Here is a 6,153-nt window from a genome sequence, read left to right as displayed (position 1 = left end):
TAACTGTAACTTGAATAATCTGAGAAATGAGTGAAATAACCAAGTTTATCAGCTATTTCTTCAGCCAAATCACTATCGTTTTGAATAATTTTTGCTGAACTAGCTATTGAGATAGGTGAATCTGGAATATAGCCTTTTTTGAATTCATGTATTTGTTTTTCAATTTCTTTAATAGCATTTTCAACATTATCTAAATCAGTAATATCTATCTCAATTGTTCTAATTCCACTTAAATCAAAGGGAATTTTTTGACCTTTTTCAATTACTTGAATATAAGGCTTTTTGATAGCATGTCTTATAGCTAGTTCATAAAAAACATTTGGATTTGAATCGGTTAAATCTGCAATCACAAGTGGACTTTCTATAATCAAATTTATTATTTGAGTTGTAATTAATCCAACTTTAGGAATTTGATCTGCTCTCAATGCTTTGTAATCGTTTCTGTCTAAAACAGGTTTAAAAACATGTTTTAGTAGTTTATCTGAACGTTTTCTTGATTCTGAATTTTCATTTCCAATTGGACAAATAATAAAGCATTCTTCCATTTTAATTTATTTTTTTACTCCAAATAATGAGTAAGTGTTTTATAATATTATTTACTAAATATTCTTATTTCAACTTAAATCTCTGTATTTTTCCAGTCTCCGTTTTTGGCAAACACTCCACAAAAATTATTACTCTTGGGTATTTATATGGAGCCGCTACTTCTTTGAACCAGTGTTGAATACGATTCTTCATTACATCTGATGCTTTAGTATTGTCATGTAACACAATATGTGCACAAACCAGCATTCCTCGTTCTTCATCAGGTAAACCTACTACAGCACATTCCAAAATATCTTCGTGGGTTAAAAGTACGGATTCTACTTCAATTGCCGCAATATTGTAACCAGAAGAAATAATCATATCATCACCACGTGCCACAAAATAGAAATAACCTTCTTCGTCTTGACGGAAAATATCGCCTGTGATGTTCCAACCTTTTTCAACATATTCGCGTTGTTTTTCTTCTCGGTTTAGGTATTTGCAACCTGTAATTCCTCGAACGGCTAATCTTCCGGCTTCGTTTCTTGGTAATTCGTTGCCTTGTTTGTCTATGACTTTGGCTTCGTAACCCGTAATCGCTTTACCTGTTGCCCCAGGCTTCATGTTTTCTTCATTAGACGAAATAAAAATATGCAACATTTCGGTAGCACCGATTCCATCAATGATTTTTAAACCTGTAGCATCATACCAATCTTGCCAAACTTTTAAAGGCAAAGTTTCGCCTGCAGAGACACATTTTCTTAAACTCGAAATATCGTAATCCTGAACTTTTGTGGTGATAATGCGCCAAGCAGTAGGAGCGGTGAAGCAAATCGTAATTTTAAAATCTTGAATAGCTTTTAATAATAAGTCTGGACTCGGTTTTTCTATTAGAAATGTAGAAGCTCCGAAATACATTGGAAACAACACCAATCCACCCAAACCAAATGTAAATCCTAGTGGCGGACTTCCTGTGAAAATATCGTTTTGTGTTGGTTGTAAAGAATAATTTGGAAACGCTTCGCAAATATTCAAAATATCTTTATGATAATGTGCGGTCATTTTGGGTAAACCCGTAGTTCCAGAAGTGAAACCAATCAAAGCAACAGAATCGGATTTGGAATGATAATTATCGAAAGTTTTGGGTTTAGAAGCCATTAATTCCTCCAATTGAGAATTCCCATAAAAACACGTTTGTTTTAGAAAATCTGATTTTACTAAATGGATTTCTTCTTCTAATTCCTTATCACACAATACATGTGAAATTTCAGCACAATCAATAATGGTTGTTAGTTCTTTGGAACGAAGTAATGGCATGGTTGCCACGACAATTCCACCCGCTTTTAAAATAGCAAACCAACAAGCAACCATCATCGGATTATTAGCCGAACGAATTAAAACACGATTGCCTGATTTCAATCCTAAATCTTCGACCAAGACATGTGCAATTTGATTCGCTTTTTCAAACAAATCTTGATACGTCCAAGTTTCTTCAAACGTGCGAATGCAACTATTATTTCCACGACCTTCTCGAATGTGGCTATCTAGCAATTTATCCACACAATTCAACATTTCTGGATGTTGGAATTGAGGTAAATCCAAAAAGGTATATTCTGGTTGTAATTCTAGAGCAGGTAAGCTATTGTTTGCAAAATTGTCTTGATAGTCTTTCATCCGATTATTAATTATTAATCTTTAATTTCAAGTCATTCTCTTTTTGGCGATTTTTGTATTGTAATTTCACTAATTTTATAAATGCCTTCATAGATTTCTTGATTTCCTTTTCAGACATATTTGGAGTAATTTCAAATTCTGATGTATCATTTTCAGAAATTTTAAAAATTATTTTAGCTTTAGGTTTTTTATATATAGGATCACAATCAGATTTAATTATACAAGGCTTACTTTCTTTTGCCTTATTCCAAATCTTCGTTATACTTGATATAATTTTATCTGCAATTTTTTCATAGACTTTATCAAATAGTTTTTCAATAACTTTTGATCCAAAATATAAAGAAAATATAAGAATGTAATCTTCAGGGGTTGATAATACCGCAGAAATGTTATTCTTGTTTTCTGGAATATTAATTTCTAAACCATCTATTTCTTTTAAAATCTCAAACTCTTCTTTTGAAAATCCGTCTATATATCTTACTTCAATATCTTTCATTATCATAGTTATTTCTACTTCTTATTACTCTTAGGTTTTAATGCTTTTTTCATGCCTTCCATTTGTTTTCTTTCCGAAGCTTTTAGTGGATACAAATGCGAAACACCCATTTTGTATGGATTTGGAATATCATTCGCTTGAAATTGTTCGTATGCTTGAGCATTTCTAACGAAATTAGCATCTAACAATAAAGGTCTTCCTAAAGCTACTAAATCGGCTCTTCCGTTTAAAAGAATCGTATTGATTTGGTCAATATCTTGAATATATCCAGCGGTTATGGTTGGAATATGAACGGTATTTCTAACCGCATCTGAAAAAGGTGTTTGCCACATTCTACCTGTTAGTGGTTTTTGTCCTGCGACAGTATTTCCTGTTGAAACATTGATAATATCTGCTCCAGCATTTTTGAAAGCGGTTGCAATAGTGATTACTTCTTGTTCTGAAATTCCGTTTTCTGCCCAATCCGTAGCTGAAATTCGCACTGAAATTGGTTTATCCGTTGGGAATACTTGACGAATCGCTTTAAATACTTCTAAAGGATATTTTAAACGATTTTCGATGCTACCACCAAATTCATCGGTACGAATATTAGTTAGAGGCGACAAGAAAGAAGCTAACAAAAAACCGTGATGCGCTTGTAATTCAATCATGTCAAAACCAGCTTCGTCTGCATTTTTAGCTGCTTGAACGAATTGTGCTTTGATTTCCTCCATATCTTCCAAAGACATTTCCTTTGGAGTAGCAAAATTTTCATTGAATGGAATAGGGGAAGCAGAAATTAAATTCCAAGGTGTTTCCATTGGTCCGTTTCCTTCCCAAGGTTTTTTGGTAGCGCCTTTTCTTCCCGAATGTCCTAATTGAATTCCGATTTTTGTTGCTGTATTGTTATGAATGAACTCAGTAATTTTTTTCCATTGTTTCAATTGTTCTGCATTGTAAATTCCGGCACACCCTTCAGTAATTCTTCCGGTTTCGGAAATGGCAGTCATTTCGGTGATTATTAATCCTACGCCACCATTAGCACGGCTTCCGTAATGCACTAAATGCCAATCAGAAACTAAACCATCAATAGCAGAATATTGTCCCATTGGCGCCATAACGATGCGGTTTGGAAGTTCTAGTTCTCTTAATTTGAAAGGAGTGAAAGCTGCAGAGTTGGAAGTTGGGAGTTTCGAGTTGGAAGTTTCCAAAAATTCGTTTAAAACTTTATCAGTAAATGAACTATCTCTCAAACGTAAATTCTCGTATGTTACTTTTTTAGAACGTGTCATACATCCAAACGCAAATTGTTGGAATGGATGTTGCATGTGGCGGTCCATATTTTCGAACCAATCTAAAGAAACTACAGCGGCATATTGAATCATTTCTACTGTATTTCTTCTGGTTTTATCGTATTGTTCGAACGCGGCTTGAACATTATTAGGATTCGCAATTACGGCATCAGATAATCCAATAGCACAATCCATCGCTAATTTAGTTCCAGAACCAATAGAGTAGTGGGCTGTAGCTTTGGCATCGCCTAATAAAACGATGTTGTTATGATACCATTTTTCATTCGTAACATGCGGAAATTGACGCCAATGTGATTTGTTTGAGATTAGTGGATGTCCGTCTAATTCTTCTTTAAAAATTTCTGCGATTTTAGCTATCGTATCTTCTTCATTGGTCACTTCAAAACCATGTTTTTGCCATGTTTCGTCAGAACATTCGAAAATCCATGTACTCATGCCTTCTTCATATTGATAACTATGAGCCACAATAGTTCCGTGAGGTGTACTTCTGAAGAAATAAGTAAAAGCATCTAAAGGTTTTGTGGAACCTAACCAAACGAATCGGTTTTTCTTTAATTCGATTTTGGTTCCGAATTCTTTTTGGTATTGTGTACGAATTGCACTTGCGATTCCGTCTGAAGCTAAAATGATATCTGAATCTGCGAATTGCGATAAATCATCTACATTTTGTTCGAAATGCAGATTTACACCTTCTTCAATGCAACGTTGCTGTAATAATTGTAAAAGTGTTTTACGAGAACAACCGCAAAAACCATTTCCTGCAATATTAACCGATTCACCATCACGAGCTACGATAATATCATCCCAATACGCAAATTTGCTTCGGATTAATTCATACGATTGCATGTCGCGTTTTAGGAATTCACCCAAAGTTTCGTCTGAAAAAACCACACCAAATCCAAAACTATCATCAGGTTTGTTGCGTTCGTAAATATCGATTTGGCAATGTGGTATTGCTTTTTTGGTTAATATCGAAAAGTAAAGTCCGCCTGGACCACCACCTATAACTGTTATTTTCATATTTTTTAGCACGCGGATGAAACGGATTTGCTTTGGCAAAACGCAGATTTCCGCAGATTTTATTTAATAATTTTATTGTTTCATGAAATCAAAAGCACCTTTGCGCAGATTGATTCCGTATTCTAAATAGGCTTTTAAACAAGCAAGAAAATTTGACCAACCGAATGAATTTCCGGAAAGCCATTTTAAACCTGATTCATTATTTTCCATACTTTTTTCTGTAATCGTAACTAAAGTTGAATTATTTTCTTTTTCAGAAAGAGATATTTCTACTAATAAGTCAACTCCTGAGTTTTCCCAATAAAATGAAACGTATTTGTTGCTTTCTATTTTCCCAACTTTAACAGGACATTCGAAATCGAATTCAGGGAATTTCCAAATCAAGTTTTTTGCTTCTTCCATTTTTCCAGTGCTACTAGAGATGAAATAGTTGGTCATTTTTTCAGGATTTACAATGGCTTCAAAAACTTCGTAAATTGGTTTTTGAATTTGAATAGCACAATTTATTTCTAATCGCTCTAAACTCATGATTAACCTCTTTTGATGGAGAATATTTCTCCTAATTTACTATAATTAGAACCTGCTAAACGGGCAACAGGTTTGTATTTATCTAAATTGATTCGGTGATTTTCCATTAATATGGAATCATCGATGTGCATGGTAATAATCTTTCCAATGATAATACAAGCGCCACCATTTTGATGATTTTCAATGAAATAATGATGTACCATTTCACATTCAAAATGCACTAAGCTTTCTTTTACTCGTTTTGGTTTGATGTAAATTGAATCAATTGGAGTAACGCCAGCTAATTCGAATTCGTCAACATCAGCAGCTACACTTTGAGAAGTAGTGTTCATTTGTTCTACAACTTCTTCTGTAACTAAATTGACAACGAATTGTTTGTTGTCTAATATATTATTTAAAGTGTCTTTGTTTTTGTTTCCTGTCCGAACGGTTGAAAACATAACATGAGGTGGATCTTCACTCACAACATTAAAAAAGGAAAAAGGAGCAAGGTTGTTGATTCCGTTGTTGTCAATTGTAGAAATCCATCCTATTGGTCTAGGAATTACTGTACCTGTTAAGAGCTTATATAAAGCGGAAGATTCGGTATTTTGTATGTCGAATTGCATGATTTTGTGT

The 6,153-nt window shown here is 33.9% G+C and carries 6 protein-coding genes; all 6 read right to left on the bottom strand.

The genetic code is table 11. The features are described from left to right. Positions 1–545, bottom strand: a 545-nt coding sequence (locus L6Q46_RS11940; RefSeq protein WP_291284488.1) for a hypothetical protein, incomplete at its 3' end; no start/stop codon positions are given. Positions 546–609: 64 nt separating this feature from the next. Beyond that, positions 610–2,199, bottom strand: a complete 1,590-nt coding sequence (locus L6Q46_RS11935) for an AMP-binding protein (RefSeq protein WP_291284487.1) — start codon at positions 2,197–2,199, stop codon at positions 610–612. A 7-nt stretch (positions 2,200–2,206) separates the two neighbouring features. Next, positions 2,207–2,695: a hypothetical protein gene (locus L6Q46_RS11930; RefSeq protein ID WP_291284486.1), complete on the bottom strand. Its 489-nt coding sequence runs from the start codon at positions 2,693–2,695 to the stop codon at positions 2,207–2,209. Positions 2,696–2,709: 14 nt separating this feature from the next. Beyond that, positions 2,710–5,007 (bottom strand): bifunctional salicylyl-CoA 5-hydroxylase/oxidoreductase, encoded by a 2,298-nt coding sequence (locus L6Q46_RS11925; RefSeq protein ID WP_291284485.1) that lies wholly within the window; start codon positions 5,005–5,007, stop codon positions 2,710–2,712. 72 nt (positions 5,008–5,079) lie between these two features. Continuing rightward, the gene (locus L6Q46_RS11920; RefSeq protein ID WP_291284484.1) at positions 5,080–5,535 is read right to left on the bottom strand and encodes an SRPBCC domain-containing protein; all 456 of its coding nucleotides are present in this window, start codon (positions 5,533–5,535) and stop codon (positions 5,080–5,082) included. A 2-nt stretch (positions 5,536–5,537) separates the two neighbouring features. Continuing rightward, the coding region (locus L6Q46_RS11915) for a flavin reductase family protein (protein WP_291284483.1) at positions 5,538–6,153 on the bottom strand (616 nt) is incomplete at its 5' end.

It is taken from the genome of Flavobacterium sp., assembly GCF_023151265.1.
Taxonomy (GTDB): Bacteria; Bacteroidota; Bacteroidia; order Flavobacteriales; family Flavobacteriaceae; genus Flavobacterium.
This window is presented reverse-complemented; position numbering and strand designations above follow the sequence as displayed.